Source organism: Pseudomonas spartinae, from assembly GCF_965197125.1.
In the GTDB taxonomy this organism is placed as follows: domain Bacteria; phylum Pseudomonadota; class Gammaproteobacteria; order Pseudomonadales; family Pseudomonadaceae; genus Aquipseudomonas; species Aquipseudomonas composti_A.
On the sequence record NZ_CBDAMB010000002.1, the window covers coordinates 579,706 to 606,106 of the forward strand.

General features: G+C 63.4%; 23 protein-coding genes, 1 pseudogene and 1 riboswitch. Of the genes and pseudogenes, 13 read left to right on the top strand and 11 right to left on the bottom strand.

What is annotated here, in order from left to right; genetic code table 11:
• Window positions 1-29: 29 nt before the first annotated feature.
• From ACN8M7_RS06520 to ACN8M7_RS06530, 3 genes and pseudogenes are all read left to right on the top strand, one after another.
• Window positions 30-1,526, top strand: a complete 1,497-nt coding sequence (locus tag ACN8M7_RS06520) for a CoA-acylating methylmalonate-semialdehyde dehydrogenase (protein ID WP_490260173.1) — start codon at window positions 30-32, stop codon at window positions 1,524-1,526.
• A 125-nt stretch (window positions 1,527-1,651) separates the two neighbouring features.
• Window positions 1,652-2,677: pseudogene (locus ACN8M7_RS06525) on the top strand (cache domain-containing protein); the annotation flags it as partial.
• Between the two features lie 201 nt (window positions 2,678-2,878).
• Window positions 2,879-3,586, top strand: a complete 708-nt coding sequence (locus ACN8M7_RS06530) for a methyl-accepting chemotaxis protein (protein ID WP_490260299.1) — start codon at window positions 2,879-2,881, stop codon at window positions 3,584-3,586.
• 59 nt (window positions 3,587-3,645) lie between these two features.
• Here the strand turns inward: ACN8M7_RS06530 and map are convergent, their stop codons facing one another.
• Both map and ACN8M7_RS06540 read right to left on the bottom strand, forming a co-directional pair.
• Entirely contained in the window at window positions 3,646-4,425 is a 780-nt protein-coding gene (map, locus tag ACN8M7_RS06535; protein ID WP_490260174.1) for a type I methionyl aminopeptidase, read from the bottom strand.
• Window positions 4,422-4,634, bottom strand: coding sequence for a ParD-like family protein (locus ACN8M7_RS06540; RefSeq protein WP_490260175.1), 213 nt, complete (start codon window positions 4,632-4,634; stop codon window positions 4,422-4,424). Before ACN8M7_RS06540 ends, map begins: the two co-directional genes overlap by 4 nt.
• Before the next feature lie 187 nt (window positions 4,635-4,821).
• Between ACN8M7_RS06540 and ACN8M7_RS06545 the strand changes: the two genes are divergently transcribed.
• A complete protein-coding gene (locus ACN8M7_RS06545; protein WP_061238783.1) occupies window positions 4,822-5,052 on the top strand; it encodes a hypothetical protein in 231 nt (76 codons plus the stop codon).
• Between the two features lie 531 nt (window positions 5,053-5,583).
• Window positions 5,584-7,209, top strand: coding sequence for a phosphoethanolamine transferase (locus ACN8M7_RS06550; protein WP_490260176.1), 1,626 nt, complete (start codon window positions 5,584-5,586; stop codon window positions 7,207-7,209).
• A 294-nt stretch (window positions 7,210-7,503) separates the two neighbouring features.
• On the opposite strand, the gene cobM is transcribed toward ACN8M7_RS06550, so the two are convergent.
• Complete coding sequence (gene cobM / locus ACN8M7_RS06555; protein ID WP_490260177.1) at window positions 7,504-8,259, bottom strand: precorrin-4 C(11)-methyltransferase; 756 nt, start codon at window positions 8,257-8,259, stop codon at window positions 7,504-7,506.
• On the bottom strand, window positions 8,256-8,690 hold the full coding sequence (locus tag ACN8M7_RS06560; RefSeq protein WP_490260178.1) for a cobalamin biosynthesis protein: 435 nt from the start codon (window positions 8,688-8,690) through the stop codon (window positions 8,256-8,258). The genes cobM and ACN8M7_RS06560 overlap by 4 nt, the downstream gene beginning before the upstream one ends.
• 86 nt (window positions 8,691-8,776) lie before the next feature.
• Window positions 8,777-8,972: riboswitch (cobalamin riboswitch) on the top strand.
• 94 nt (window positions 8,973-9,066) lie between these two features.
• On the opposite strand from ACN8M7_RS06560, the gene cobW reads away from it, so the two are divergent.
• From cobW to ACN8M7_RS06590, 6 genes are all read left to right on the top strand, one after another.
• Window positions 9,067-10,116 carry a cobalamin biosynthesis protein CobW gene (gene cobW / locus ACN8M7_RS06565; RefSeq protein ID WP_490260179.1) on the top strand — a complete coding sequence of 350 codons (1,050 nt, stop codon included), beginning with the start codon at window positions 9,067-9,069 and terminating at the stop codon, window positions 10,114-10,116.
• A gap of 92 nt (window positions 10,117-10,208) precedes the next feature.
• Window positions 10,209-13,955 (top strand): cobaltochelatase subunit CobN, encoded by a 3,747-nt coding sequence (gene cobN, locus ACN8M7_RS06570; RefSeq protein ID WP_490260180.1) that lies wholly within the window; start codon window positions 10,209-10,211, stop codon window positions 13,953-13,955.
• A 330-nt stretch (window positions 13,956-14,285) separates the two neighbouring features.
• Window positions 14,286-15,275 carry a magnesium chelatase ATPase subunit I gene (locus ACN8M7_RS06575; protein ID WP_490260181.1) on the top strand — a complete coding sequence of 330 codons (990 nt, stop codon included), beginning with the start codon at window positions 14,286-14,288 and terminating at the stop codon, window positions 15,273-15,275.
• A complete protein-coding gene (locus tag ACN8M7_RS06580) occupies window positions 15,257-15,967 on the top strand; it encodes a vWA domain-containing protein (RefSeq protein WP_490260300.1) in 711 nt (236 codons plus the stop codon). Before ACN8M7_RS06575 ends, ACN8M7_RS06580 begins: the two co-directional genes overlap by 19 nt.
• Entirely contained in the window at window positions 15,964-16,731 is a 768-nt protein-coding gene (cobF, locus tag ACN8M7_RS06585; protein ID WP_490260182.1) for a precorrin-6A synthase (deacetylating), read from the top strand. The genes ACN8M7_RS06580 and cobF overlap by 4 nt, the downstream gene beginning before the upstream one ends.
• Before the next feature lie 82 nt (window positions 16,732-16,813).
• A complete protein-coding gene (locus ACN8M7_RS06590) occupies window positions 16,814-17,584 on the top strand; it encodes a hypothetical protein (RefSeq protein WP_490260183.1) in 771 nt (256 codons plus the stop codon).
• A 159-nt stretch (window positions 17,585-17,743) separates the two neighbouring features.
• Here the strand turns inward: ACN8M7_RS06590 and ACN8M7_RS06595 are convergent, their stop codons facing one another.
• The 4 genes from ACN8M7_RS06595 to ACN8M7_RS06610 form a co-directional block, all read right to left on the bottom strand.
• Window positions 17,744-18,067, bottom strand: coding sequence for a hypothetical protein (locus ACN8M7_RS06595; RefSeq protein WP_490260184.1), 324 nt, complete (start codon window positions 18,065-18,067; stop codon window positions 17,744-17,746).
• A gap of 86 nt (window positions 18,068-18,153) precedes the next feature.
• A complete protein-coding gene (locus tag ACN8M7_RS06600; RefSeq protein WP_490260185.1) occupies window positions 18,154-20,298 on the bottom strand; it encodes a TonB-dependent receptor family protein in 2,145 nt (714 codons plus the stop codon).
• A gap of 186 nt (window positions 20,299-20,484) precedes the next feature.
• A complete protein-coding gene (locus tag ACN8M7_RS06605) occupies window positions 20,485-20,973 on the bottom strand; it encodes a carboxymuconolactone decarboxylase family protein (protein ID WP_490260186.1) in 489 nt (162 codons plus the stop codon).
• Window positions 20,974-21,110: 137 nt separating this feature from the next.
• Window positions 21,111-22,418, bottom strand: a complete 1,308-nt coding sequence (locus ACN8M7_RS06610) for an MFS transporter (protein ID WP_490260187.1) — start codon at window positions 22,416-22,418, stop codon at window positions 21,111-21,113.
• Between the two features lie 247 nt (window positions 22,419-22,665).
• Here ACN8M7_RS06610 and ACN8M7_RS06615 point away from each other — a divergent pair, with 247 nt between their 5' ends.
• Complete coding sequence (locus ACN8M7_RS06615; RefSeq protein WP_490260188.1) at window positions 22,666-23,058, top strand: VOC family protein; 393 nt, start codon at window positions 22,666-22,668, stop codon at window positions 23,056-23,058.
• A gap of 19 nt (window positions 23,059-23,077) precedes the next feature.
• Here ACN8M7_RS06615 and ACN8M7_RS06620 read toward each other — a convergent pair whose 3' ends face one another.
• Entirely contained in the window at window positions 23,078-23,689 is a 612-nt protein-coding gene (locus ACN8M7_RS06620; RefSeq protein ID WP_490260189.1) for a LysE family translocator, read from the bottom strand.
• 95 nt (window positions 23,690-23,784) lie between these two features.
• Here ACN8M7_RS06620 and ACN8M7_RS06625 point away from each other — a divergent pair, with 95 nt between their 5' ends.
• Complete coding sequence (locus ACN8M7_RS06625) at window positions 23,785-24,768, top strand: GlxA family transcriptional regulator (protein ID WP_490260190.1); 984 nt, start codon at window positions 23,785-23,787, stop codon at window positions 24,766-24,768.
• Window positions 24,769-24,776: 8 nt separating this feature from the next.
• On the opposite strand, the gene ACN8M7_RS06630 is transcribed toward ACN8M7_RS06625, so the two are convergent.
• Both ACN8M7_RS06630 and ACN8M7_RS06635 read right to left on the bottom strand, forming a co-directional pair.
• Window positions 24,777-25,382, bottom strand: coding sequence for a LysE family translocator (locus ACN8M7_RS06630; protein WP_490260191.1), 606 nt, complete (start codon window positions 25,380-25,382; stop codon window positions 24,777-24,779).
• A gap of 79 nt (window positions 25,383-25,461) precedes the next feature.
• A complete protein-coding gene (locus tag ACN8M7_RS06635) occupies window positions 25,462-26,301 on the bottom strand; it encodes an AraC family transcriptional regulator (protein ID WP_061238768.1) in 840 nt (279 codons plus the stop codon).
• Window positions 26,302-26,401: the final 100 nt, after the last annotated feature.

The following is a 26,401-nucleotide window of genomic DNA, read 5'->3' on the forward strand; positions in this document are numbered from 1 at the left end:
CCTGCCACCCATTTTCTAGGAGTCGCCCCATGAGCACAGTAGGACACCTGATCAACGGCCAGATCGTCAGCGACGCTGCTCGCCTGCAGGACGTGTACAACCCCTCCACCGGTGAAGTCAGCAAGCAAGTGGCGCTGGCTTCGGTCGCGACCGTCGAGCAGGCCATCGCTGCCGCCGAAGCCGCCTTCCCCGAGTGGCGCAACACGCCACCGATCAAGCGCGCACGGGTCATGTTCCGCTTCAAGGAACTGCTGGAGCAGAACGCTGAGCGCATTGCTCAGATGATCGGCGAAGAACACGGCAAGATCGCCCACGACGCACTGGGTGAACTGCAGCGCGGCATCGAGAACGTCGAGTACGCCTGCGGCGCTCCCGAGCTGCTCAAGGGCGAGCACAGCAAGAACGTCGGCCCGAACATCGACTCCTGGAGCGAGTTCCAGCCGCTGGGCGTGGTGGCCGGGATCACCCCGTTCAATTTCCCGGCGATGGTACCGCTGTGGATGTTCCCGATGGCCATCGTCTGCGGTAACTGCTTCATCCTCAAACCGTCCGAGCGTGACCCCAGCTCCACCCTGTTCATCGCGCAATTGCTGCACGAAGCCGGGCTGCCCAAGGGTGTGATGAACGTGGTCAACGGCGACAAGGAAGCGGTCGACGTGCTGCTGCGCGACGAGCGCATCCAGGCTGTCAGCTTCGTCGGCTCGACGCCGATCGCCGAGTACATCTACAAGACCGCCAATGCCAACGGCAAGCGCTGCCAGGCACTGGGTGGCGCCAAGAACCACGCCATCGTGATGCCCGATGCGGACATGGACAACGCCGTCAATCAGCTGCTGGGCGCGGCCTTCGGCTCCTCCGGCGAGCGCTGCATGGCGCTGTCCGTTGCCGTTGCAGTGGGCGATGCCGCGGCTGACGCGCTGATCGAGAAGATGCAGGCCGCCATGCAGTCGCTGAAAGTCGGTGCCTACTCGGACAAGAGCAACGATTTCGGCCCGGTGATTACCAAGGCCCATCAACAGAAGGTCGTTGGCTACATCAATAGTGCCGAAGAGCAGGGTGCGACCATCGTGGTCGACGGTCGTCAGCCGCAGGTCGCGGGCTACGAAAACGGCTTCTTCGTTGGCGGTACGCTGATCGACCGAGTGAGCCCGGAGATGCTCAGCTACAAGGAAGAGATCTTTGGTCCGGTACTGCAGGTGGTGCGGGTAGACAGCATGCAGGCCGCGATGGACCTGATCGATGCTCACGAATACGGCAACGGTACCTGCATCTTCACCCGTGATGGCGAAGCGGCTCGTTACTTCTCCGACAACATCAAGGTCGGCATGGTCGGCATCAACGTACCGCTGCCGGTGCCGGTGGCCTATCACAGCTTCGGCGGCTGGAAGCGTTCGCTGTTCGGTGACCTGCACGCCTACGGCCCGGATGCCGTGCGCTTCTACACCAAGCGCAAGACCGTGACTCAGCGCTGGCCGTCGGCCGGGGTGCGTGAGAGCGTTTCCTTCTCCATGCCGACGATGAAGTAATTCTGATCTGTCTTCACTGATACTGCGCCCTGGCAGTGGGCGCAGTACTCAACATGCTGCTAAGTTAAGGGAATCCTTACGAGGCCATAAAAATGAAGATTAGATCCAAGCTGCTGTTGAGTTTTATGGTGGCAACGCTGATCCCTGTGCTGATCGTTGCACTGCTGACCATTCGCAACGTTACAGAGCAGGCCAGAGAGAACTTTCTGGTATCCAGCAGCCTGGATATGAAACTGGTGAACAGCAGTTTCACCACCTTTTTCGATTCGGTGGGCCACACCGTTTCAGCCCTGGCGGAATATCCCGCCGTAAAAGACGCCAAGAACGGCGCACTGACTACCTACTTCGGCGAGGCCCGCAAGCCTGGCCAGGTCGCCACGTCCAAGGGCGGACGTGAGAAGCAGATCTTCGATTACTTTTCCAGCATCGGTAACAACAACCCCACGTTTGGCTACGTCTACATGAGCGATACCCAGGGCGGCTACGTGGAGTGGCCGGGCACCGGCGATTACGGTGACTGGGATCCGCGCAAGCGCGAGTGGTACACCAAGGGGCGCGACGCCAACTTCACCTTGGCTCGTCGCGACGGCTACTACTGGGAGCCTGATGACGCGGTTTACGTCTCGGTGCTCAAGGGCTTCAAGGACAATGCCGGGGCGTTTGCCGGGGTCGTCGCAGTCGACGTGTCGCTCAAGGCGCTGACGGATATGGCGCAGAAGGTGCGCTTCGGCGAGACCGGGTTCCTGATGGTGGTGGAGGGCAGTGGCACCCTGCTGGTGGATGGTCATCAGCCGGAGAACAACTTCAAGAAGCTCAGCGAGCTGCCTGATGAGTACTTCGCCTCAATCGCCAAGACCGATAATGGCCTGGTCGAGGTGGACATCGGCGGCGTTCCATATATGGCCAACGTCTACAGCTCACCCGAGTTGGGCTGGAAATTCGTTGGCCTGAAGCAGGCTGACGAGGTTTATGCCAGCGCGCGCCAGTTGACCTGGCTGACCCTTGCGGTTTGCATCGTGCTGGTCTCGCTGTTCGGCGTTGCCGGGGTGATCATCGCCCGCCGTATCGTCAACCCGATCAACCTTGTCACCGATGGCCTGCGCGTCATCGCTCAGGGTGAGGGTGACCTGACTCGCCGCCTGGAACGGCTCAACGCGGATGAAACGGGAGAGCTGGCCAAATGGTTCAACCAGTTCATCGAGTCGATCCAGAGCATGATCCGGGTGATCAAGGAAAACGCCATCAGGATGGATGGTGTCTCCAATGAAACCAACAAACGCACTACGGCCATGTCGGCCACGCTGCAGAGCCAGTTGAGTTCGGTGGAGCAGATCGTCACGGCAGTGACCGAAATGTCCTCGGCTGCCAATGAAGTGGCGAAAACCTGCGTGCAGACCGCCGACGTGTCGGAGCAGGGGCTGGCGGCCACGCGCAACGGCAAAGAGGTGATCGCGCGCAGCACCTCGGGGGTCAACAAGCTGGGCAGCAGTATCCAGCAATCCAGCAAGGTGATTCAGGAGCTGGAGAAGGAAACGGTCAATATCAACAACATCCTTTCGACCATCCAGCAGATCGCCGAGCAGACCAATCTGCTGGCGCTGAACGCGGCCATCGAAGCCGCTCGTGCTGGCGAGCAGGGACGGGGTTTTGCGGTGGTGGCCGATGAGGTGCGCAATCTGGCCAAGCGCACTCAGGACTCCACCGAACAGATCAACAGCATCCTCAGCCTGCTGGTCAACCGCATCAAGGAAGTGACGGTGAGCATGGACCAGAGCCTGGTCGAGTCCGATAACGCTATCGTGCTCTCGAAGGATGTCATGGCCGCCTTCGAAAGCATCGAAGGCAAGGTGCAGATGATCCGCGACATGACCATGCAGATCGCCACTGCGACCGAGGAGCAACACCTGGTGACCGAGGAAATCAACCAGAACATCGTGACCATCAACGATGCAGTCACGCAGATCTCGGTTCAGGCGGCCGAGGTCGAGAGTTTTGCCGAGCAGCAGAGCGGCCTGAGCAGTGAACTGAAGCAGCTGGTGGTGCGTTTCCGTACGGATTGAGGCCAGGGCGTGCCGGGGCTAGCGTCGCGGCACCGTCCGCTTTCCAAGCGCTTACCCGGTCAGCTCGAAACGCTGCGCAAGTGGTGTTCCTCAGGGCGTAGCGTAAGCACGCGAACGCCGTCTCGGGTGACGGCCAGGGTGTGTTCGAACTGCGCCGACAACTTGCCGTCTCGGGTCACCACCGTCCAGCCGTCGCGCAGTGTGCGCACCGCATTCTGGCCCTGGTTGAGCATCGGCTCGATGGTGAAAGTCATGCCTTCGCGCAGGGTCAGGCCGGTTCCGGGTTTACCCCAGTGCAGCACCTCGGGAGGCTCGTGCATTTCCCGGCCGATGCCGTGGCCGCAGTATTCGCGGACCACCGAGTAGCGGTGGGCGCGGGCATGCTGTTCGATGGCATGGCCGATATCGCCGAGCCGAGCGCCGGGACGCACGGCCTCGATGCCCTTGCACATCGCGTCGTAGGTGACCTGGACGAGCTGACGGGCCTGCTGCGAAACCTCGCCGATCAGGTAGGTCTTGCTCGAATCGGCGATATAGCCGTTCTTTTCCAGGGTGATATCGAAGTTCACCAGGTCGCCGCTGCACAGAATCTCGCTGGCACTGGGCACGCCGTGACAAACCACCTCATTTCGCGAGGTGTTCATCGAGTAGGCGAAACCGTACTGGCCCTTGCTCGCCGGGCGCGCTTTCAGTTCGCCCACGATGTAGTTATCCACAAGGCCGTTGACCTGCAGGGTCGACAGGCCGAGCAGATCCAGCCGATCCAGGTAGCCGAACACGCATGCCAGCAACCTGCCGGCTTCCGCCATCAGGGAGATCTGCTCAGGTGTCTTGCTCATGAAGCGTCCGCCATGTGCGGTGGAACCATCACGCCGGCCGCACGCAGCTCGGCAGCCATCACCTCGTTGAAACTCAGGTTCGGGTTCATCTCGCAGAGCATGCCGATGCGAATCCAGAAACCCGCCTGGGCATTGATCGAGCGGCCGGACACGCCGCTCGCCCTGCGGATCTGGTTGTGCAGCTGATCATCGATGTTGACGATGCCCATGGCGCCTCCTCTTATATGGTTCGTATATGAAGCGTATAGGTTTTGTGTGGTAATTTCACCTGCGCCATCGCGAACTGATGGTGGTCAGCGCTTATGAGGGCTCCGATCCCTTAAAATGGTTGGCGAATCCGTTGACTGACCCGGTCAGGTCGGCGGAGCGCAGGAGCATGCTGGTAGAGGAGAGAGGATGAATCGCGCAGATGTGAAACAGAGAACGGACGAAGGGGTGTTGTTCGACACCCAGGTCATGGTCAATCCGGCCAATACGGCGCAGTGGATCGTGTTCTTCAAGAAAGACGCCGGGCGCAGCTTCTTTCTGGTGGATGAGGCCGAACAGGTGGAGAGCTTCTCCGACCTGAACCAGCTGATGGTGGAGCTGAGGGCGTTGGGCATCAAGCGGGTCGAGGTGCAGCTCTGATCCGCAGTTGCTAACAATTGGCGTGGATCATCTTGTGGATATCCTGGGTAAGCTCTTCTGTAGGCCTTGCCCGCTGAGGGTTACAGCGTTCTGTTCAATAATTGAGCCCGATTCAGGGTGTATCCACAGGATGTTTGGATAAGTCGTTTTCAACCCTGTTGATAAGATTTGCCATGTTCCCCTTCGCAGAATCATCCCAGTAGACGCTCTAGGTTCTGGCGTTGAGCACTGGGGTTTCTGGCTCTTCGTGAGGGCTGGATAGCGTATGAACCTGGAGCAGTTCGCAAGAAGCTTGCCGCATCAGGTGCATACGACTCCCTGTTGTCCGGGTATTTCGAACAAGGTCTGACGCGGCGCCGCGAACAGGCTGAATGCCTCAAACCTTGCCCCCGGCCCAGGTCGACGCTTGATAGCGGACGTGCAATTCACGTTTTTTCGACAAGTGCTTCACTCTTTGCTGACAAGGCCCTCACTAGTCTGCGCGGCATGCTCCCTGGAGCTGTCGATCAACTGGCACAAGGCTGAAGATTTATGTCCGCGCTCCGCGCTCGAATCCACCCGGAATGGCTTGCCCCACTGGCTGCGGCGATATTGGTGCTGTTCTACAACCGACCGCTGTGGCAGCACCTGCAGCAAGTGCTCCATGGCACGACCGATGGCGGCGTGCTGGCGTTGGCCTTCGCTGCCATGCTCTGGGCGATCTTCTCCTTGGTCCTGCTGGTCTTTTCTTTCCGCCGCGTGCTCAAGCCGTTGTTGATGGTGCTGTTTATCGGCAGTGCAGTGACGCTGTATTTCATGAACGAGTATGGCGTGCTGCTCGATCGGGAAATGCTGCGCAATGTGGCCCAAACCGATGCCAACGAGGTGCGTGACCTGCTCTCCTGGCGATTGGCCGGCTACCTCCTGTTGTTTGGCGTACTGCCCTCGCTGCTGCTGTGGAAGCTGCCGCTGGCGCGCCGTACCACGCGCTGGCGCGGTCTGCTGAGCCGTCTGGCGATGGGCGTGGTGGCGCTGGCGGTGCTGCTCGGCGTGGCCTTGGCGCAATACCAGGGGCTGGCCTCGCTGCTGCGCAACCATCACGAGCTGCGCCTGCTGGCGGTGCCGAGCAACTACCTGTCGGCGAGCTATGGTTACTTGCGCGATAGCGTCGCCAGCGGCAACCAGCCGTGGCAAAAGATCGGCGAAGATGCCCAGCTCAATGCCGCCTGGAAGCAACATCGACGCCCCTCGTTGACCGTGCTGGTGATTGGCGAGAGCGCGCGTGCCGACCATTTCGGCGTGCTTGGCTATTCGCGCGATACCACGCCGGAGCTGGCGCGCCAGGCTGACTTGCTGAGCTACCCGCAGGTGACCTCCTGTGGCACGGAAACGGCCGTATCGGTGCCCTGCATGTTCTCGCGCATGGCCCGTCACGATTACTCGGCCAGCGTCGCCGAGCATCAGGATGGTCTACTCGATATCCTCCAGCGCAGCGGTCTGAAGGTCACCTGGCTGGACAACCAGTCCGGCTGCAAGGGCACCTGTGATCGTCTCGAGAACCGTAACCTGCGCGACAGCAAAGACCCGCAGTTCTGTAACGATGGCGAATGCCACGACGCGATTCTGGTCGATGGTCTGCAGCATTATCTGGATCAGCTGCAGGGCGATGCGGTGCTGGTACTGCACCAGATGGGCAGCCACGGGCCGGATTACTACAAGCGTTATCCACAGGCGCTTCAGCGCTTCGAGCCGGTCTGCGCGAGCAATGCCCTCAACGATTGCTCGCAGCAGGACATCATCAACGCCTACGACAACACCATCGCTTACACCGACCACGTGCTGGCCGGCATGATCGATACGCTACGCGCCCACTCCGACACGCTCGATACGGCGTTCATCTACCTGTCCGACCATGGCGAGTCGCTGGGTGAGTTCAACCTCTACCTGCACGGTACGCCCTATGCGCTGGCGCCACCGGAGCAGACCCATGTGCCGATGCTGATGTGGTTCTCCAAGGGTTATCAACAGGACTTCGCGCTGGATCAGCAGTGCCTGCGTCAGGCCAGCAGCCAGGCGTATAGCCAGGACAATCTGTTTCACTCGATGCTCGGCCTGTTGCAGGTCGATACGCAGGAATATCAGCGCGGCTTGGATCTGTTCGCTAACTGTCGGGAGTAGTTCCAGGTGCCGCGCGGGTATGCCGCTCAATGAGCGAGGCCTGAGGTTGTTAACAAAGTGTGTGGATCATGTTGTGGGTATCTTGCGGGTAAAGCGCTGTAGCCCTTGAATGGCAGGGGTTGTAGCGCTTTGATCAATAAATAATCCAGAGGCTTTGAGTTATTCACTGCTGCTTTGGACAAAGCTACGCACAATCTGTTGATAAGTATCTCCAGGCCTTTGTATTAAAGGCCTGTAGCGATTTGTACGTTTTTTCTCCAGCAGTTTGCTCGGTGGGCGAGTTGATCAGTGGCGTCAGTCGTGACCGGGGCGATAGAGGTGTTTGTGCCGGGCGTCGTACAGCGCCGACTCGGCGAAGGCCCCCGGGTCGAGCACGCGTCCGACGAGTATCAGCGCCGTGCGCCGAAAGTCCTTGGCGGCGACCTTCGTTTCGATATCGGCCAGGGTGCCCAGTACCCAATCCTGATCCGGCCAGCTCGCCCTGTGGATAACCGCGATGGGGCAGTCCGCGCCATAGTGCGGCAGCAGTTCGCTGACGATGGCCGGCAGTTGGCGTACGCCAAGATGAATGGCCATGGTCGCGCGGTGCCGCGCCAGGTCGTGCAGTTGTTCACCCTCGGGCATCGGCGACGTGGTGCCGTAGCGGGTCAGGATCACCGTCTGGGCGATGCCTGGCAGGGTCAGCTCGCTTTCCAGCAACGCGGCGCAGGCGGCGGTAGCGGTGACGCCGGGGATGATCTCGAAGGGAATACCCAGGGTGCGCAGCTCGCGAATCTGCTCGCCGATGGCACCGTACAGTGAAGGATCGCCGGAGTGCACGCGAGCCACGTTCTGGCCGCGTTCGTGGGCTTCGCGCAACAGGCTGACGATTTCGCCAAGGTTCAGCTCGGCGGTGTTCACTACCTGCTCGGCACTGTGCCCCTGCAGCACTGCTTCGGGCACCAGCGAGCCGGCGTAGAGAATCACCGGGCACGAACGAATCAGGCGCTGGCCCTTGACGGTGATCAGCTCGGGGTCGCCGGGGCCGGCGCCGATGAAGTAGATGGTCATGCAGGTTCTCTATCGAAAGTGGCCAGCGCACAGGTGGCGCTGGCGCTGCGGTTCTTCATGCCGAGCAGCTGGGCGTCGCTGCCCAGGCGAGCGGCGAGTGCCAGGGCGCAGGGTTCGGCGACGGCGGGGCTGCCGGTGCTAGCTTGAGTGAGCAGGCTGGCGGTGTTCGCAGCCTGGTAGGGCGCGAGGTCGTCGGGGGAGAAGAACCACAGCCCCAGGTCCAGGCGCATGGCCAGTTCATGCAGCCCTGGCTCGTCGTGCTTGTGCGCGATGCTGGCCAGTCCCGCCAGGTTATCCACAGTCAACTCATGGCGGGCCAGGCTGCGAGCCAGCAGGTCAAGCAGCTCCTCCTGTGCACAACCACGGCGACAGCCCAGGCCGGCAACCACCCTGAGGGCGGCGGCGGGGTGATCGAGGTGGCTGCTGGTCATGAGCGGCATTCGTGTCGGAGGGGAACCTAGCTCATCATGGCACCTGCCAGCGGTCAACCGCGATTGACCGGCCGCCGCGGCCTGCGTAGCCTTCTCGCTTTCGAGGTTCTTCCGGGCAAATCGCCGGGAGGCTAAGAGGGAACAGGGTCGACGCCCTGGCTGCCCCCGCAACTGTGAACGGTCTTAAGCCCTTCGATATGCCACTGCCGTCAGGCGGGAAGGTGAAGGGTTCGCAACGCGCAGACCGTGAGCCAGGAGACCTGCCTCGATAATCAGCCATTTGCTCGGACGGGGTGATCCGACGCGGCCAGCACGCTCCTGCGTGCCTGCCTGCGCATACCCGTCCGCCGAACTTACCGACGCCACGGGGCCCTTCATGAAAACCCTCGCCAAACTGCCTGTCACCATCGTCACCGGTTTTCTCGGTGCCGGTAAAACCACCTTGCTGCGCCATCTGCTGGCCAATGCCGGCGGCCGCCGTATCGCGGTGATCGTCAACGAGTTCGGCGAGCTGGGCATCGATGGCGAGATCCTCAAGCAATGCTCCATCGGTTGCAGCGAGGAAGAAGCCAACGGTCGCGTCTTCGAACTGGCCAACGGCTGCCTGTGCTGCACCGTGCAGGAGGAGTTCTTCCCGGTGATGCGCGAGCTGGTAGCGCGTCGTGGCGACCTCGACCATATCCTCATCGAGACCAGTGGCCTGGCGCTGCCCAAGCCGCTGGTGCAGGCCTTCAACTGGCCGGAAATCCGCAACGCCTGCACGGTCGACGCGGTGATCACCGTGGTCGACAGCCCGGCGGTAGTGGCCGGCACCTTCGCTGCCTTCCCCGATCAGGTGGACGAGCAGCGCAAGCTCGACCCCAACCTCGACCATGAGTCGCCGCTGCATGAACTGTTCGCCGACCAGTTGGCCAGTGCCGACCTGGTCATCCTCAACAAGGCCGACCTGCTCGACGCCGAGGCGCTGGCCGCCGTGCGCGCCGAAGTAGCCGAGGAGCTGCCGGCGGCGGTGAAGGTGATCGAGGCGCACAGTGGCGAACTGCCATTGGACGTGCTGCTGGGCCTGAACAGCGAAACCGAGCTGCATATCGACAGCCGTCGCACCCATCACGACGATGAAGACGAAGACCACGATCACGAGGAATTCGACTCGTTCCACGTGGAACTACCGGAAGCCGAGGAGGCGCGCCTGCTGGCTGCGCTGAAGGACGCCGTGGCCAAGTACGGCATCCTGCGGGTGAAAGGCTTCGCTGCCATCCCAGGTAAGCCGATGCGCCTGCTGGTGCAGGGCGTAGGCCAGCGCTTCGACCGTCACTTCGACCGCGCCTGGCAGGCCGACGAGCCGCGCACCAGCCGCCTGGTGGTGATCGGCCAGCAGCTCGACCGCGCGGCCATCGAGGCCGAGCTGCAAGCCGCGCTGGCTTGAGTGGTTGTGGGAGGGGCTTTAGCCGCGACTAGCAGCGAACCCGGTCGCGGCTAAAACCCCACCCACAATTTCGCCCGCTCCACGGAACGACCATGCATCTATTGCGCACCCAGCCCGGCGCCCAACTGCCGGCCGACAGCATCGCCGACCTTGGCCAGACGCCTGCCGAGCTGGTGATCCTGTGCACGGGGGATTCGCACCTGTCGCTGTTGGCCGAAGCGGCGCGGCAGCTGCCGGCCGACTACCCCAGTCTGCGTCTGGCCAGCCCGGCGCAGCTGAGCAACAACGCTTCGGTGGATTACTACGTCGAGCAGGTGCTGCAGCACGCCAGGGTCATCCTGATTTCGGTGCATGGCGGGGTGAGCTACTGGCGCTATGGGGTCGAGCGCCTGGTGGAGCTGGGCGAACGCGGCGCCACGGTGATCATGGTGCCGGGCGATGACAAGCCCGACCCGGAGCTGAACGCCCTCGGCAACGTCGCCGAAGAAGACAGCCAGCGCCTCTGGCAGTACCTGCGTCAGGGCGGGCTGGACAATGCGCGTCAGCTGTTCCGCTGCATCGGCAGCCGCTGGCTGGGGCGTGCGGACACCTGGCTGGAGCCGCAGCCGTTGCCGCGTGTCGGCCTCTATCACCGCAATGCCAGCCCGGCCACGCTTGGCGACTGGCAGGCACAGTGGCAGCCCGGCGCGCCCGTGGTGGCGCTGCTGTTCTATCGCAACCACGTACAGTCGGCGAATACCGCTTTCGTCGATACCTTCTGCGAACACCTGCTCGCTCAGGGCCTCAACCCGCTGCCGATCGCTGTGGCAAGCCTCAAGGAGACGGCCTGTCTGGAGCAAGTGCAGGCCTGGCTGGATGAAACCAATGCCGCGCTGATCATCAATACCACCGGGTTTGCCCTGTCCAACCCCGAGGCACCGCAGGCACGGGTGTTCCGCCGTGACATCCCGGTACTGCAGGCCATCTGCTCGCTGGACAACCAGGCGCAGTGGCAGGCCAGTGCGCAGGGGCTCGGTTCGCGCGACCTGGCCATGCATGTGGTGCTGCCCGAGCTGGATGGCCGGCTGATCGGCCCGGCAATCAGCTTCAAGGGCCTGGCCTGGCGCAGCGAGCGCAGCCAGAGCGACGTGGTGTGCTACCAGGCGCATGAGTCGGGTATGGCCTATGTCGCGGAATTGGCGCGAAATTGGTGCCAGTTGGCGATCAAAAGCAACGATCAGAAGCGAATCGGCTTGATCCTGGCCAACTACCCGACCCGCGACGGGCGCATTGGCAACGGCGTGGGGCTGGATACGCCGGCTGCCGCGCTGAATATCCTCCGTGCTCTGCAGGCGCAGGGCTACCCGGTGGATAACCTGCCGGGCAGCGGCACCGAACTTGTCCACAGCTTGCTCGGCGGCGTTACCAACGACCTCGATGGCCTGGATACGCGGTCCTGTGCGCAGAGTCTGGCGCTGGATGACTACCTGGCGTTTTTCCACAGCCTGCCGCTGGCCAACCAGCAGGCGATACGTGAGCGCTGGGGCGAGCCGCAGCGCGACCCGATGTTTCGCAGCGGGCGGATGATGGTCGCCGGCCTGCGCTTCGGCCTGACCTTCGTCGGCATCCAGCCGGCGCGCGGCTATCAGCTTGATGCAGCAGCGGTGTACCACGACCCCGACCTGGTGCCGCCGCACGGCTATATCGCCTTCTACGCCTGGCTGCGCACGGCCTTCGCCGCTGATGCGCTGATCCACGTCGGCAAGCACGGCAATCTGGAATGGCTGCCGGGCAAGAGCGTCGGCCTGTCCGAAGGCTGCTGGCCGCAGGCGCTGATTGGCCCGCTACCCAACGTCTATCCCTTCATCGTCAATGATCCGGGCGAGGGCGCGCAGGCCAAGCGGCGTACACAGGCGGTGATCATCGACCACCTGATGCCGCCTTTGACCCGCGCCGAAAGCTACGGCCCGTTGCGCGATCTGGAGCGCCTGGCCGACGAGTACTTCGAGGCCAGCCAGCTCGACCAGCGTCGCGCCGTGGAGCTGCGCGGCGAGATTCTGACCAAGGTGCGCGAAGCCAGCCTCGACCGCGAGCTGGGCCTGCAACTGAACGACGATGCCGATAGCTGGCTGCCGCAGCTCGATGCCTACCTGTGCGACCTCAAGGAATCGCAGATTCGCGATGGCCTGCATGTGTTCGGCGAGTCGCCCAGTGGACAACTTCGTCGCGACACCCTGCTGGCGCTGCTGCGCATCCCCCGTGGCGACGGCCAGGGCGCCAATGCCAGCCTGCTGCGTGCGCTGGCGCGTGGCCTGGAGCTGGGCCTCGACCCGCTGGACTGCGACATGGGCCAGCTCTGGGCTGGGCCGCGTCCACAGGCCTTGCTGGCTGTGGATAACAGCCTGTGGCGCAGCGTTGGCGATACCCGTGAGCGCCTGGAGCTGCTGACGCTGAGGCTGATCGAGCAGCGTCTGGCGGGCGAGCGCAGCGAAGCCTTTGGTGATGAGGTGGCGTTGATTCTCGACGGCCTGGCCGGGCACGTTGCGCCCTTGCTCGATGCCTGTGGCGGTGCCGAGATGGGTGGCTTGCTGGCGGCGCTGGAAGGGCGTTTCGTCCCGGCAGGGCCAAGCGGTGCGCCGAGTCGCGGGCGTCTGGATGTGCTGCCCACTGGGCGCAACTTCTTCACCGTCGACGTGCGCCATCTGCCCACGCCGACTGCCTGGCGCCTCGGTGTGCAAGCCGCTGACCGTTTGCTCGAACGCCATCTGCAGGATGAGGGCGATCACCTGCGCCAGCTCGGCCTGTCGGTATGGGGCACGGCGACCATGCGCACTGGCGGCGACGACATTGCCCAGGCCCTGGCGCTGCTCGGCGTGCGCCCGGTTTGGCAGCCTGGCAGCCAGCGCGTCGAACGTTTCGAAGTACTGCCGCTGGAGCAGCTGGGCCGGCCACGGGTGGATGTCACCCTGCGCGTGTCGGGCTTCTTCCGCGACGCCTTCAGCAACCTGATTCGTCTGTTCGATCAGGCCGTGCAGGCGGTGATCGAACTGGACGAGCCGGAAGACATGAACCCGCTGTCGGCGAGGGTCTGGCGCGAGTCGTTGGCATTGAAGGATGGCGGCCTGGATGAAGCCGAAGCGCGGCGCCAGGCCGGTTGGCGGGTATTCGGCTCCAAGCCCGGCGCCTATGGCGCGGGCGTGCAGAATGCTATCGAAGAACGCCTGTGGCAGAGCCGTGCGGATCTGGCCGAGGTTTATCTGAACTGGGGCGGCTACGCCTACGGCAGCGGCGCCGAGGGCGCGCCGGCCCGCGAGCAGTTCGCCGAGCGCCTGGAGCAGATGCAGGCGGTGCTGCACAACCAGGACAACCGCGAGCACGACATCCTCGATTCCAATGACTACTACCAGTTCCAGGGCGGCATGTTGGCGGCGGTGGAAACCCTGCGCGGGCTCAAGGTGGCCAGCTATTTTGGCGACAACAGCCAGCCGGATACGCCGCGTATCCGCAGCCTCAAGGAAGAGCTGAACCGCGTGGTGCGTGCCCGCGCGGCCAACCCCAAGTGGATCGAAGGCATGAAGCGCCACGGCTACAAGGGCGCCTTCGAGCTGGCCGCGACCATCGACTACCTGTTCGCCTTCGACGCCACCAGCGAACTGGTCGACGACCACCAGTACGCGCTGCTCACCGATGCCTACCTGCTCGACAAGGACACCCGCGACTTTATCCAGCAGCACAACCCCGGCGCGCTCAACGACATCCTCGAACGCCTGCTCGAAGCCCAGCAGCGCGGCCTGTGGCAGAATCCCGGCGAGTACCGCGAATCGCTGGAGAATCTGCTGCTCGATAGTGAGGAAAGTTGATGCGCGCTTTTCTCCCCTCTCCCATTTATGGGAGAGGGGCCGGGGGAGAGGGTTCATCCGGCACTGCCGAGCCCGTAGGGTGGGTTAGCCGCCTGTTGCAATGCATAGGTTGCTCTCCGAAGCGGGTGCGGCGTAACCCACCATTGGCGCTATACGGTATATCGCCTGGTGGGTTACGCGGCGCGCTACGCTCCTGCGCGTCTGTACGATCAACGTTCTGCGCCGCTAACCCACCCACGGGTGTGATGCGCTCATCGTGGGAGGGGCTTCAGCCGCGAGCTTTTCGCCGCTGAAGCGCCTCCCACACACATCACTCCACGGATTACTGTCATGACCGAACATCACTTCCCCCTCGCCGCTGTGGTCGGTGCCGATTCGCTGAAGCTGGCGCTGTGCCTGGCGGCCATCGATCCGGCCATTGGCGGGGTGCTGATCGAGGGGCCGCGCGGCATGGCAAAGTCCACCCTGGCGCGTGGTCTGGCCGATCTGCTCGATGGCGGGCGCTTCGTCACCCTGCCGCTGGGAGCGAGCGAGGAGCGCATCGTCGGCACCCTGGATCTGGACGCTGCACTGGGCGAAGGCCGCGCGCAGTTTTCTCCCGGCCTGCTGGCGCGTGCCGATGGCGGCGTGCTGTATGTCGATGAGGTCAACCTGTTGCCGGATCATCTGGTCGACCTGCTGCTCGATGCCGCCGCCAGCGGGGTCAACCATGTCGAGCGTGACGGCATCTCCCATCGCCACGCCGCGCGCTTCGTGCTGATTGGCACCATGAATGCCGAGGAGGGCGAACTGCGCCCGCAACTGCTCGACCGTTTTGGCCTCAACCTGGCGCTGGATGGTCAGCCGCAGCCGGCCGAGCGCGCCGAGATCGTCCGTCGTCGTCTGGCCTTCGATGCCGGCCCCGCTGCCTTCCTGCAGCGCTGGCAGAGCGAGCAGGAAGCACTCGCCCAGCGTTGCCGCAATGCCCGCCAGCGTCTGGCCGATATTGCGCTGGATGATGCGGCGCTGGGCGAGATCAGCCAGCGTTGCTTCGCCGCTGGCGTCGACGGCCTGCGCGCCGATCTGGTCTGGCTGCGCGCCGCCCGTGCTCATGCCGCATGGCGTGGCGCGGCGGGCATCGAGCCTGTGGATATCGATGCGGTGGAAGACTTCGTCCTGCGTCATCGCCGTCGCCAGCAACAACCGCCTGCTGCCACGTCGCCCGAACAGAGCCAGGCGCAGGAGCAACAGCAGGGCGAAGGCCAGTGGGGCGAACTGCCCGCGCAACCACAGGTTATGGGCGAGCGGCGCGTGCCGCCGCGCTGGCCAAAAAAGTCCTGAGCATCCGCCCGCGCACAGCCACAGGCGCGGATGCCCGTAACCGGCCCGGAAAACTTGGCGGCGGCCTGCGTGGCGCCGTACGAGCGGGCGCGCACGGGCGTATCGACTGGGCTGCGACCCTGCGTCAGGGGCGACCGCAACGCCGTGAGCAACTGGTAATGCGACCACGCAGCCAGCAAGCCGAGGAGCTGTGGCTGGTGCTGGTGGATGCCTCCGCTTCTACCCGTCGCCATGGCGCGCTGAGCCTGGCCAAGGGGGTGCTTGCCGAGTTGTTCGACAGCGCCTATCGCGAGCGCGCGCGGCTGGCGGTTTTGCAGGCCGGTGGCCGCGAGGCGCAGTGGCTATGGCAGGGGCGCAAGGCCAGCGCCGAATTGCATCGCTGGTTGCAGGAACTGGGCGCTGGTGGTGGCACGCCGTTGCTCGATGCGCTGACTCAGGCGGGTGACTGGTTGCTGTGTCGCCAGCGCGTGAAACCGCACGAACGCCAGCGCCTGCTGGTCCTCACCGACGGCCGCCTGCGTGATCTGCCAGCACTGACGCCGCCGCCATGCCCAACCCTGCTGCTCGATACCGAGCGCGCGCCCATCCGCCTGGGCCGCGCCCGACAACTGGCGCAGGCGTTGGAAGCCGACTACCACCATATCGACGACTTGGCGCCTGGCGCGCCGGGGCGCACCTGGAGAACCTCATGAAAATCCTGCTGCTGGTCGGCATCGGCGCCGGCGACCCGGACTACATCACCTACCAGGCGATCAAGGCACTGCGCCGCAGTGACGTGATCTTCCTGATGGACAAGGGTGCAGCCAAGCACAAGCTCAACGCCCTACGCCGCGAAATTTGCGCACGCTTCCTCGATGGTCACACGCCGCGTTTCGCCGAAGGCGTGCAGCCGGAGCGCGAGCGCGATGTCGCGGACTACCGCGCCAGCGTCGACGAACTCAATCGCGACAAGCAGGCGGTGTTCGAGCAACTGATCGACGAGCAGATGGCCGATGGCGAGACGGCGGCTTTCATGGTCTGGGGCGACCCGTCGCTGTACGACAGCAGCATCCGCATCATCGAAGCTATCGCCGCACAGCGCAGCGATTTCACCTATGACGTGATCCCCGGCATCACCAGCCTGCAGGCGCTGACCGCGCGCCATCGCATCCCGCTCAACAGCATCGGTCGCGCCGTGGAAATCACCACCGGCCGCCTGCTCGCCGAAGGCTGGCCGCAAGGTGTGGACAGCGTGGCGGTGATGCTCGACGCCAAGGACACCTACCGCCGCTTCGTCGGTCAGGGCCTGACCATCTACTGGGGTGCTTACGTCGGCACCGCTGATGAAATCCTTATTGCCGGCCCGCTGGACGAAGTGGCCGAACGCATCGCCGCCACCCGCGCCGAAGCGCGTGAGCGCAATGGGTGGATTATGGATAGTTATCTGCTGCGTAAGGAAGGTACGGTGCAGGGCTGAGAGCAGAAGCGGTGGACAAGTAGGGAATTGTCCACTCTACGCGCTACGGTTTTATATTAGTCAGATGGTTTTTAGTATTCACATGAAATTATTATTGACGTTCATAAGCTTGATTGCTTTCTCTCAGCTTGTAATTGCAGATGCCTTGCAGAAAATTATCGGGTTTGATGAGATTGCTGCAATTAAATTTGAATTGCCACAGGCGGAGCCTGATTATTCAGAATATAAAGCTATTCTGGATGATTATTATTCGGCGTTGTTCACAGAACAGGAAATAGCAACGCTTTCTAAATATGAACTTAATCTCAGGCTAGATAAAGCCCATAAGGTAGATAGGTTTGTTGATGTACAGAACAATATCTACCTTCGGGAAATTCGCAGGCTCAACCGTAGGAAACAAAGAGAATCCATCGTTAGTGCATTCCAAAGTCAGTCCAGCTTTGACATACCTGACTCTAGCTGGGTGCCAAGCTGCATAAGTCTTAAACAAAAGGCCGGAGATGAGGGGGCATGTACAAAAGCCGATGCAGTGTCCGGTAATTCAATGGTTGGAAGGGTCACCTATAACACGTACTATTGGGTGGCATTGGTTGTTGAACTATCTGCCGCTTTTCGGATATCTCCAACCACTGTGGATATGGCTAAAGAGTACTTAAGTGAAGATGTCAGTTTAAATGCAAGTGTCAATGATTCTATTGATAAGATTGAGCGTCTTATAGATGTCGACAAGGACGTTGCTTATAAGTATTTATTTTCAGCGACCGAAGAACTAGTGATCGCTCATATTAGAAATCTGAAAAGCACGAGGGTTATTAATATGACCCCAAAAGAGCTTAGGGAGGGGCGGCTGTAAAGGTACGTTTGTCTAGGGCGGCTAGGAGGCTTTATTTTTGCCAAGCTTTTAACTGAAAATAAATCTATCCATTTTTCTGATGGACACTTCTCTACTAGGCAAGGGGTGAGCGGTATTTGCAGGCCCAGGGACAAGCAGAGCGTTGTCTGCCTCATGCGTTTATTGGCTGCTTCCCCATTCAAGGATATGGCCGAGCTCCTGCATCAGATCGGTGACTATTCGCAAATAGTGTTCGACGATCTCGTAGTAGGCTGCCGACTCCTCAGTGGCGGGGAACTCGGCCATGTGAATTCTGGCACGCTCGATGAATATTGGGACAAGCTCATAGCTCTCGCTAAGCAGCAACCCAATGATGTTGTTGATGTAGCACACCAGTGTGTAATGAACCTTGTTCCGGCGGCAGCAGTGGCGGGGGACGATGTCGAGCCGGTTCAATTGCTTATGCAGTTGGGCAATGAGCGCATGTTGTTGCTTAGTGTCCATAAGTGTCCGGTCGATTGTCCTTTAATTGAGGTTAAAAACCGCAAAGCGTTTTCCACCATGCCCCAGTCAGTCGCAAGCGTCACGCCTTACAACCAACTCCACGAAACCCCCGTATACACCCCAAACCCTTCCCCAGGTGTGGAGCGGGCCACGTCGGTGCCGTTGTCGTTATAGCCCGGCGTCACGGTGGCGGCATAGCGCTTGTCGGTCAGGTTGCGCAGGTCGAGCCAGGTTTGCCAGTCGTCTTTCGGCGAGGCGTAGCCGAGGGTGGCGCCGAAGGTGGTGTAGGCATCGGCGTAGTAGGAGTTGGCGTAGTCCACCGCCACCCTGGAGGCGTACTGGGTGTTGAGGCCGGCGTAGAAGCCGCTCGGGTGGTCGTAGCGCAGTTCCGCCTGGTAGTAGTGGCGCGGCAGGCCGGGCAGGCGGTTGTCGCCGAAGGTGTCGTCATCGCGGTAGTGGAAGTCGCTGAAGGTGTAGGCCTGGCGCAGGCTCAGCGCGCCAGCGGCGCCGCCTTGCCATAGCGGGCTGTTCAGGCCGGCTTCGATGCCCTGGTGCACGGTGGGGCTGGCGTTGGATTCGGCGAAGACGTTGTTCTCGACCTCGACGGTGAGCAGCTCGTGGCGTACCTGCGAGTAGTAGTAGGCCAGGTCCCACTCACCGATGGCCGAGTCGCCACGGGCGCCGACTTCGAAGGTGGTGGCGGTCTGGTTATCCATCGAGATCGGCGTGCTCTGGCGGGTGCTGTATGGCTGGTTGCCAGCCGGGAAGCGCAGCGGCGAGCTCCAGATCATCGACCAGGCATGCGGCGGCTCTACCGAGCGGCTGATGTTGCCGTACAGCTGCACGTCGGGGTTGAGCTGGTAGCGCAGGCCGATGCGTGGCGCGTAGTCCCAGCTATGTTCGCTGAGCTTGTCGTCGGTCGCGGGCCAGGTCACCTGTACTTCGCGGCGGGTGTAGATCAGCGCCAGGCCGCTGGTCAGCCACAGGTCGGGGGTCAATTCCAGTTCGTTGCCGATATGCAGCACGGTGTCCGAGCCCAGGTGCTCGTAGGCGCGCATCAGAGTACCGGCCGGGTAGGTCGTGCCACCGACGGTAATCGGCAGGGCGGCGTTTTCCTTCGACTTGCTGCTGGGCAGGTTGGTGGTGCTGCGCAGGCCGAGGGTGGTGGTGCTGTTGAGTCCGAACAGGGTATGCCGACGGGTGTAGTTCAGGGTGCCGCTGATATCGCTGTAGTCCACGCGGACGCGGTAGGTGTTGCCGTTGGGCGAGCTGTTTTCGACGATATCCATCGGGTAGTGGTGATAGGCCACACCCGCCACCAGGGTGGCGTCTTCGTCGATGCGCCAGGTGGTCTTGTTCGCCAGCCAGGTGCTGCCGGGCTGGTCGCGGTGGGCGTCGATGCGCAGGTTGTTGGCAGCGGCCTGGCGCGGGTCGTCCTTGAGCTGGGCCTTGGTCAGGCGGCCGGGCGTTTCGTGCTCGGTCTCGCGGTAGCGCAGGTAGACGCGCGTCTCCAGATTCTCGTTGAGGCGGTAGCCGAAGTTGGCGGCGATGCCTTTGCCCTTGCCCGATGAGTGATCCTGATAGCCGTCGGTGCGGCTGTCGGTAAGGGCGAGGTAGTAGTCGAAATCGCCCAGTACCTGGCCGGAGGCGATGCTGCGTTTCTGATAGCCGCGGCTGCCCGTCTCAACGCGCAGCTGCAGCTTGGGTGCGGTATAGCCGGTGTGGGTGATGTAGTCGATGGCACCGCCCAGGGCCAGCGAACCGCGGTCGAAACCGTTGGCGCCGCGCAGCACTTCGGCGCGACTTATCCACAAGGGCTCCAGCAGCTCATAGGGCGTGCCGCCGGAGCCGGTCAGCGGCAGGCCGTCGAGCATGATATGGGTGCCGGAGGCGTGCGAGCCGGTACCACGGTTGATCCCCGAGCCGCGCACGCTCACCTTCACGCCCTCATTACCGGGTGACTGCGCGTAGACACCGGGCTGGTAGGCCAGCACGTCGGCGACGCCGGCCACGCGGCCCTGTTCGACCTTGTTCATGTCCACCAGGTTGGTGCCGCCGGGCACTCGCGCGAGGTCCTCGCGTGCGGCCTCCACTTCGCTCAGCTGTATTCCGCTGACCTGCAACGGGTCGAGCTGCACAGGCTCTTCGGCGAAGGCGCTGTGGCTGTTCAGGCAGGCGAGGGCGAGCAGGGTGAGGCGGGCAGGTTGGCGGGAAAACGGCAGGGGCAGCATGCAAGGGCTCCGTTGAGCGGGCGGCGAGTGTGTCAGATGAAGGCCGACGGGGATTCGTCACGCTAGCCGGGTGCTGGCGCGGGGGGCACATCATGCCGACTGTGCCCGTGCCGTGCAGCGTGGCGCTCAGGGAGGAGCAAGGCAGGGCGGTCGCGCAACAGGCCGACCGCCGCCTGTGGATAAACCTCAGGCCAGGCCAGCCTTGTCCAGGCCGAATGCCTTGTCGGCGGAACCGGGCACGGTGCGGAAGGCCACGTTGAGGCGGTTCCAGCCGTTGATGGCGACCACCAGGAAGCTCAGCTCCGACAGTTCCTGTTCGGAGAATTGCTCGCGCACGCTGGCGTAGATGGCATCGGAAACACCGTGTGGTGACAGCTGGGTCAGGGCTTCCGTCCACTCCAACGCGGCGCGTTCCTGCTCCGAGAACAGCGGCGACTCGCGCCATACGGCGACATGGTGCAGGCGCAGTTCGCGATCACCATGGATCTTCGCTTCCTTCACGTGCATGTCGACGCAGAAGGCGCAGCCATTGATCTGCGATGCACGCAGCATGACCAGGTGGGCCAGCGGCGCGAGGAACGGGCTGCGGGTCAGCAGCATGGAGAACTCGGCGTACTTGCCGGAGGCCTTGGGAGAGAGTGCGAAGTAGTCGAGGCGCTGGCTCATGGTGATCATCCGTATCCGCGTTATGGGACAGCCGAAGGCATGTTCGGCCTGACCCGGTAGACACGAATCTACGCAGCAGTGGCCCAGTCACATAGATCCAATTACCCAGATTATGACTGGTCCACTTCGCTCAGCGCCGTGCTCACTCACTCATGGCGATAGTTCAGCGGCCGCTTCGACGACTCCGGCAGCGCCAGGCCACCCGCGAGGGCGATCAGGGCCATGACGATGAGGTAATAGGCCGGTGCCATGCGGTCGCCGGTCTGCTCGATCAGCCAGGTGGCCACCAGCGGCGCGGTGCCGCCGAAGATGGTGTAGGCGATGTTGTAGGTAAAGGCCGAGGCGGTATAACGCACTCGGGTGGGAAACTGCTCGGACAGCAGCACTGCCGTCACCACGCCGCAGATCACCGCACCGACGGCCAGCAGCATGGCGCCCAGCGCCGATGGCAAGAGCTGTCCCGAAGTGGCCAGAGTGAAGGCCGGATAGACGGCGAAGATCAGCGCCAGGCAGGCTGTGAGGATGGTGCGTCGCCGCCCGACCCAATCCGAGTAACGCCCCACGAACGGACACAGCAGCCCAGCGAAGACCAGTGCCAGCAGATTGGCCTGCAGCGCAGTGGAACGGCTGGCGCCGCCGACTACCTGCATGTAGGTGCTCAGGTAGGTGCTGAACATGTAGAACGACAGGGCTGTGGCCGAGATGAACGCGCTCAGGCAGAGGATGGTGGTGCTATGGCTGCGCAGGGTTTCACGCAGCGGCGAATGCTCGGGGGCCTGTTCTGCAGCCAGGGCCTGGAAAGCTGGCGACTCGTCCAGGCGCAGGCGCATATACAGGCCCACCAGGCCCAGCGGTGCGGCGATCAGAAAGGGCAGGCGCCAGCCCCAAGCCTGCATCTGCTCGCTGCTGATCAACTGGTCGAGGCCGAGTACCAGGCCGGCCGCGGCGGCGAAGGCGAGGAAGGTCGAAACTGGCACGAAACTGCCGTAACGGGCCTTCTGCTCGGTGGGCGCGTGCTCCATGACGAAGGCGCAGGCGCCGGCGTATTCGCCACCGGCAGAGAACCCTTGCAGGCAACGCGCCACGGCCAGCAGCAGGGGCGCGAGCAAGCCGATGCTGGCGTAGGTCGGCAGCAGACCGATCAGCGTGGTGGCGCCGGCCATCATCAGCACGGTGATCGACAGCACACGTTTGCGCCCGATGCGGTCGCCGAGGATGCCGAAGAAGATCCCGCCCAGCGGACGCAGGGCGAACGATACGGCGAACACGGCGAAGGTCTGCAGCAGCGCCAGGGTTGGATTGCCCGGTGGGAAGAACAGTGAGGCGATGGTCACGGCGAGGAAGCCGTAGACGGCGAAGTCGAACCATTCGACGAAGTTGCCGATGGCCGATGCGGCGATCACCTTGCGCAAGGTGGCCGGGCTGACCTGATGGCCCGTGTGGTTAGCATTCATTCGACGCTCCTGATCCCTGATTTAGACGGCATCCTGCAGGGTACGGAGCGCGTGCATGGCCAAGCGCCACGCAGGCGACGGTGACGTTGCCGTAAGCGACCTCAAGCCAGGGTAAACGCGACGGGTCGCAGAAGGAGGCCTGGTCGATGCGACTGCGCAGGTTCGCGACTCTAGCGGTGCTTGCGATAGCGGTGGGCGCTGGCCCAGGATGCGGTCAGCGTTTTCGTTCAACGGAGCAAGGAGCCATATGTTTTCTCATATATGCATTGGTGTGAGCGACTTTCCTCGCGCCCTGAGGTTCTACCAGCCGTTGATGGATCTGCTGGGCGTCGAGTTGCGTTTTCTCGACGCGGACAAGCCCTGGGCGGCTTGGCAGTCGAGCCCAGAGCCCCGACCACTGTTGCTTATCAGCACGCCTTACGACGGCGCCGCGCACCAGCCTGGGAACGGGCAGATGGTGGCGCTGCTGGCGCAGACCCGGGCACAGGTCGATCAGTCTCACCGGATGGCGCTGGCGCGGGGTGGGCGTTGCGAAGGCGCTCCGGGCTTGCGCCCGCAGTATCACCCGGATTACTACGGTGCCTACTTCCGCGACCCGGATGGCAACAAGCTCTGCGTGGTCTGTCACCGGCCTGAGTAGGCAGTGCTTTCGCGCGGGCTCAACGCGCCAGCGGCAAGGCCACGCCGATCAACACGAAGAGCACGCCGCAACTGCGGTTGAAGGTGCGCCCACCACGTTGCAGCCAGGGCCGCACGCGGAAGGCCAGCAGCGCCAGTAGCAGTTCGACGAGGAATTCGACCACGGCGAAGGTCGCTGCCATTACCACGAACTGTACGGCCAGGCCGCGCTGCGGGTCGACGAACTGCGGCAGGAAGGCGCCGTAGAACAGGATCACCTTGGGGTTCGACAGCGCCGACAGCAGGCCCTGGCGAAACAGGTGACCGGCGCCGGGGCGCACGCCGCTATCGGCCAGCGTCAGGTTCATCGGCGGCGAGTGCCAGAGCTGCACGCCCAGCCAGATCAGGTAGGCACCGCCAATCCACTTCAGCGCCAGCAATGCGCTGGGTGCGGTCTTGAGTAGGGCGCCGAGGCCGAACATGGCCAGGGCGATCAGCGCGCTGAAGCCGACCACGCCGCCGAGGATGGTGGCCAGCGCCATGCGCGCGCCATACAGGCCGCCGTGGGTCAGCGCCAGCAGGCTGTTGGGGCCGGGTGTCAGCGCCAGGCCGAGGGTGGCGATCAGGTAGACGAACCAGAGTTCGAGGGCCATGCGGGTCTCCTTCAGAGGGCGCGGCCAGTCTAGTCAGCGGCAGGTGCGGTAATGAGGTAGATTCTGGTCATCTAACGGTTGATTCTGGACAGTGCATGACCGAGAACCCTGATCTGCGTTTTCTGCTGCTGCCGCTGCCGGAGTTCGCCTTGCTGCCGTTTGGCGGTTTTCTCGACAAGCTGCGCTTCAGCGCCGATGACGAGGATTACAGCCGCCAGCGCTACTGCGCCTGGACCATCCTCGGCCTGCAGGCGGGGCATGTGTCGTCGAGTAGCGGTGCGGCGTTGCGCATCGAGGCCACGGTCGATCAGCTCGAACTGGCCGAGCATGATTACCTGGTGCTGTTCGGCGGGCGCAACGCGCAGGCCACTGCCGCGCTGGCGCCGGCGTATCAGTCGTTGCTGCGCCGCGCCGCCCGTGCTGGAGTGAAACTGGTGGCGATCGACAACGCCAGTTTTCTGCTCGCCGCCTGCGGGCTGCTCGACGGCCACCGGGTGGCGGTGCACTGGCGCCATGAGGCGGAGTTTCGCGCCAGCTTCCCGCACCTGCGCCTGGCCCGCGAGCGTCTGTACTGTGTGGATGGTGCGCGGATTTCCTGCGCTGGCGGCACGGCGGCCATCGACCTGGCGGTGGAGCTGCTGGCTCAAGGCAGTGGCCGGGCGCGGGCGCTCAAAGGCCTGGCCGACATGCTGGTGGACGAGACACGCAGCGGCCAGCACGCGCTGCGTTCGTTGCACACTGCACCGAGCGGTGAGCGGCATGTCGACCGCGCGATCGCCCTGATGCGCCACGGCCTGGCCAGTGCCGCCGGCATCGAGCAACTGGCGGCCAGCGTCGGTATCAGCCGGCGTCAGCTCGACCGCCTGTTCCACGCCAGCCAGGGCATGAGCGCACGCGAATACTGGAACGAACTGCGCCTGCAGCACGTGCGTTGGCGCCTGCTCAATTCCAGCCACAGCCTGGCGCAGATCGCCGACGAAATCGGGGTCGGCGACACCAGCCATCTGGGCAAGCTGTTCCGTCAGCGTTTCGGTACCACGCCTGGGGCGATGCGCCGTCAAGCCAAACCCACGGCGTAGCCGCGGCTTCAGCCGCGAAGCTGGGACAGCAGCGGCAGCCACACCGAGGCCAGTAGCAACAGGGCCATGCAGCGGTTGAATAGCCGCAACCTGGCCGGTTGCCGCAACAGGCGAGCGCTGCCGATACCGAGCAGGCCCCAGGCCAGCAGGCAGGGCGTGGACACCAGCAAAAACAGCGCCGCGTAGCTCGCCACGGCGGTGAACGAAGCCTGGCCGCCGAGGAAGATCGCGGTGACCGAGACGCTCATCAGCCAGGTCTTGGGGTTGATCAGTTGCAGGCCGGCGCCCTGGACGAAGCCCTGGCGCCGGTCGATGGCGCGTTCGTCGGCACTGGCGCTGTCGGCGCGCAGCAGCTTGCAGGCCATCCAGCTGATCCAGGCCGCGCCAGCCCAGGCCATCGCCGTCTGCAGCAGCGGCGCGCGGGCCAGCAGTTCACCGAGGCCCAGGCCGACCACCAGCAGCATCAGACTGGCGCCGAGGCTGGCACCGACGGCGATGGACAACGCAATGGACAGGCCGAAACGGGCGGCGCTGCCGAGGATCAGCAGGTTGGTCGGGCCGGGGGTGATCGACGCCGCCGAGGCGAACAGGATGAAGGGCAGCCACTGGTTCATGGCAAAGCCCGGTGGGCAGTGAAGGGCATGGGCTATCGCTCCATATCGAGGGCATGGGGCGATTGTCCGGCGGGCTGATTCAGCGGTCTTGAAGCTTTGTGCAGAGGTTGCGGTAGGCGCCCGGGGTGACGCCATTGGCGCGGCGGAACCAGCGGCCCAGGTGGCTCTGGTCGGCAAAACCGAGGTCGCTGGCGACATCCGCCGGCGTCGTGCCAAGGGCCAGCAAACGCCGGGCGCGCACCAGGCGCAGCTGGATCAGGTAGCCGTGCGGGGCGATGCCGAAGGCGGCCTTGAAGGCGCGGCTGAGGCGAAAACGGTCGACGCCGCACACCCGCGCCAGCTCGTCGAGGCCGATGTTCTCGTGAAAGTGTGCATGCAGGTAGTCACGGGCACGCAGGGCCACGCTGGGTATCTGCGGGTTGCCCGGCAGTTGCTGGCGCCAGTGCAGGCTGCGCGAGATGCGCTCCAGCAGCGCGTCCAGCGCCGCGTCGCGCACCATGCGCGGCTCGCCATCGCTCAATGTCTGCAAGGCGTTGGCGATGCACGGCAGCAGGCCGGGGTCGTCCGGCTGAGTGCGCGGTACGCCCGGCAGGCAGTCGCCAGGCGCCTGCTCGAACAGCGCCGGCAACGCGCGTTGCAGCCAGGCGGGTTCGAGATAGAGGGTGGAGTAGGTGAAGCCGCCTGGCGTCGGCGCATGGCCGTCATGGATGTCGCCGGGTTCGAGAAAGAAGGTCTGCCCCGGCACGCTGCTGAACAGCGCGCGACGGCAATGGAACTGTTGCACGCCCTGTTCGGTGAAGCCGATCAGGTAACTGTCGTGCCAATGCGGATCGTAGGCGTGGCCCTCGAAATGCGCACGGATCACCTCGATGCCGGTGTCGGCGTCCTGCTTGAGGTCGACCCATGACTGCGCGTTCATCGCCTGGCCCGCGGTGGAAAGTGGAACGCCTGAGCTTACCCCCTTTGCCGGGTATGCCTAGAACGTTTGTGCAGAGGGCTGGGGCTGTGGATAAAACCAA

Excerpts from the sequence above, each read along its gene's own strand:
- ACN8M7_RS06575 (WP_490260181.1), top strand. The coding sequence starts at position 14,286 with ATGACCGAACATCACTTCCCCCTCGCCGCTGTGGTCGGTGCCGATTCG.
- ACN8M7_RS06620 (WP_490260189.1), bottom strand. The coding sequence starts at position 23,689 with ATGGCCCTCGAACTCTGGTTCGTCTACCTGATCGCCACCCTCGGCCTG.
- ACN8M7_RS06530 (WP_490260299.1), top strand. The coding sequence starts at position 2,879 with ATGTCCTCGGCTGCCAATGAAGTGGCGAAAACCTGCGTGCAGACCGCC.
- map (WP_490260174.1), bottom strand. The coding sequence starts at position 4,425 with ATGAGCAAGACACCTGAGCAGATCTCCCTGATGGCGGAAGCCGGCAGG.
- cobW (WP_490260179.1), top strand. The coding sequence starts at position 9,067 with ATGAAAACCCTCGCCAAACTGCCTGTCACCATCGTCACCGGTTTTCTC.
- ACN8M7_RS06630 (WP_490260191.1), bottom strand. The coding sequence starts at position 25,382 with ATGAACCAGTGGCTGCCCTTCATCCTGTTCGCCTCGGCGGCGTCGATC.
- ACN8M7_RS06615 (WP_490260188.1), top strand. The coding sequence starts at position 22,666 with ATGTTTTCTCATATATGCATTGGTGTGAGCGACTTTCCTCGCGCCCTG.
- ACN8M7_RS06540 (WP_490260175.1), bottom strand. The coding sequence starts at position 4,634 with ATGGGCATCGTCAACATCGATGATCAGCTGCACAACCAGATCCGCAGG.
- ACN8M7_RS06550 (WP_490260176.1), top strand. The coding sequence starts at position 5,584 with ATGTCCGCGCTCCGCGCTCGAATCCACCCGGAATGGCTTGCCCCACTG.
- cobN (WP_490260180.1), top strand. The coding sequence starts at position 10,209 with ATGCATCTATTGCGCACCCAGCCCGGCGCCCAACTGCCGGCCGACAGC.
- ACN8M7_RS06635 (WP_061238768.1), bottom strand. The coding sequence starts at position 26,301 with ATGAACGCGCAGTCATGGGTCGACCTCAAGCAGGACGCCGACACCGGC.
- ACN8M7_RS06560 (WP_490260178.1), bottom strand. The coding sequence starts at position 8,690 with ATGACCAGCAGCCACCTCGATCACCCCGCCGCCGCCCTCAGGGTGGTT.
- ACN8M7_RS06610 (WP_490260187.1), bottom strand. The coding sequence starts at position 22,418 with ATGAATGCTAACCACACGGGCCATCAGGTCAGCCCGGCCACCTTGCGC.
- cobF (WP_490260182.1), top strand. The coding sequence starts at position 15,964 with ATGAAAATCCTGCTGCTGGTCGGCATCGGCGCCGGCGACCCGGACTAC.
- ACN8M7_RS06590 (WP_490260183.1), top strand. The coding sequence starts at position 16,814 with ATGAAATTATTATTGACGTTCATAAGCTTGATTGCTTTCTCTCAGCTT.
- ACN8M7_RS06625 (WP_490260190.1), top strand. The coding sequence starts at position 23,785 with ATGACCGAGAACCCTGATCTGCGTTTTCTGCTGCTGCCGCTGCCGGAG.
- ACN8M7_RS06605 (WP_490260186.1), bottom strand. The coding sequence starts at position 20,973 with ATGATCACCATGAGCCAGCGCCTCGACTACTTCGCACTCTCTCCCAAG.
- ACN8M7_RS06520 (WP_490260173.1), top strand. The coding sequence starts at position 30 with ATGAGCACAGTAGGACACCTGATCAACGGCCAGATCGTCAGCGACGCT.
- ACN8M7_RS06600 (WP_490260185.1), bottom strand. The coding sequence starts at position 20,298 with ATGCTGCCCCTGCCGTTTTCCCGCCAACCTGCCCGCCTCACCCTGCTC.
- ACN8M7_RS06545 (WP_061238783.1), top strand. The coding sequence starts at position 4,822 with ATGAATCGCGCAGATGTGAAACAGAGAACGGACGAAGGGGTGTTGTTC.
- ACN8M7_RS06595 (WP_490260184.1), bottom strand. The coding sequence starts at position 18,067 with ATGGACACTAAGCAACAACATGCGCTCATTGCCCAACTGCATAAGCAA.
- cobM (WP_490260177.1), bottom strand. The coding sequence starts at position 8,259 with ATGACCATCTACTTCATCGGCGCCGGCCCCGGCGACCCCGAGCTGATC.